Source organism: Sphingobacterium sp. UBA7253, assembly GCF_002472745.1.
Taxonomy (GTDB): domain Bacteria; phylum Bacteroidota; class Bacteroidia; order Sphingobacteriales; family Sphingobacteriaceae; genus Sphingobacterium; species Sphingobacterium siyangense.
In genome coordinates this window covers 1-1,755 of the sequence record NZ_DKSP01000233.1, presented here as the reverse complement: position 1 = coordinate 1,755, position 1,755 = coordinate 1, and the positions used below count along the sequence as shown (strand labels likewise).

Below are 1,755 nucleotides of genomic sequence, written 5' to 3'. Positions count from 1 at the left end.
TTAATTATTGGACCGTTAAATCAATTAAAAGACGATCGCTCGCTTTCAGCATATGCCCAGGAACACCTTGGTTATGCAACAAGAAATGCGGATCGCTTGATGAATCTGGTTAATCAGCTGCTTGATTTCAGAAAACATGAAGGCGGAAAGATGAAATTGTTTTGCCAAAAGGTTCATGTTGCTACGTATTTGGAAAACATTCGCCAGAATTTTTACTTTATTGCCGAGAAAAATAATATTCAGTTTTTCCTGGATAATAAGGTAAGCCCTGATTATGTTGGAGGTTTTGATCCGGAGCAATTTGAAAAAGTCCTTGTCAATTTGATTTATAATGCGTTTAAATTTACGGACAAGGGGGGTAAAATAAAGATACAGGTTGAGTTAGAAGGGGAAGGCGAGTTGGAGAAATTGCTTGTTTCCGTTTGGGATTCTGGGCGTGGAATCCCAGCCAAAGATATACCTTTTGTATTTGAACAATTTTATCAGGCCAATGCAAAAGGCCTGTCGGCTACCAATGGCGGAATAGGTTTGGCACTTTGTCGTTCGATCATACATCTGCACGGCGGAAAGCTCACTGTTGAAAGTAATATGGCACAGGAGCCGGCAGACTTCAATACGGTATTTCGGATCAGCCTGCCACAGGGGAATGTCCGCATCGAAGAGCTCATGGCTTTGGACGGTACTGTAGCCACAGTATGCTCAGACCCTACAGATGCCGATATGCCACATGTGGATGCTATAAAAACAGAAATAGAGCCTTCTGTATCGGATGAAGATAAGCCAATCATACTTGTTGCCGAGGACAATGTGGAGCTTCGTTGTTTTCTATGTGAAAACTTACGAAAAAAATATATTGTTTTAGAAGCTAATGATGGTATTGAGGCGCTGGAATTGGTGCAAGCAAGACAGCCCGATATTATCATTTCAGATGTAACGATGCCCAACTGTGATGGAATCACACTTTTGCAGCAGATTAAAAACGATAGTAGTTCAAATCATATTCCTGTGATTCTTTTGACAGCCCGTACAGCTGATCCTTATATCACAGAGGCGTTTGAAATCGGTACAGATGATTACATTACCAAGCCCTTCAGCATGCCGCATCTCATTCAGAAAATTTCAAACATCATACAGACGCGGAAACGATTGGAGGAAAAATTTGTGCAGAATTATCTTCTTGGAGCACAGGGAACAGATCTGCCTGAAAGAACTCGTTTCTTGGATCAGGTATTGAAGGTTGTCGAAGAAAATCTGGGCTGTGAAGATTTTGGAGTGCAGGATCTTACAAAAGCCATCGGCGTGAGCCGCTCTGTTTTGTACCGCAAGATTAAGCAGCAAACAGGACTGAATTTGGTTGAATTTATTAATATGGTACGTCTTAAGAAAGCAGCCTATATTTTAGTGAACGATACTGGTTTGAGTATCAGTGAAGTGGCTTATCAGGTCGGGTTCAATGATCCAAAGTATTTTAGCAAAACATTTAAGAAATTCTATAAGGAGAGTCCACGTACCTATGTTGAAAAATTCGGTATCAAGGAAAGCAGCAATTAAAAAATAAGCAAAGGTCTTCCTAATTTGGTAAGCATAAGCAGCCCTAAAAGCAGACCGAAGTTTTTTTTGCAGGCAAAAAAAAAAGGTTTTCAAACGGGGAGAATGAAAACCTTCAATAACCAATTATAAACCTAAATTATGATGCTACAAATATAGTTGTTTTTAATACTATTTTAAAAATAATTCACCTTTTAAAAACTGTTT

Annotated in this window: 1 protein-coding gene; it reads left to right on the top strand. The window is 39.4% G+C overall.

Translation table 11 applies throughout. The features are described from left to right. Window positions 1–1,551: response regulator (locus tag B2X72_RS24665; RefSeq protein ID WP_286851906.1), on the top strand; the 1,551-nt coding region annotated here is incomplete at its 5' end. Window positions 1,552–1,755: the final 204 nt, after the last annotated feature.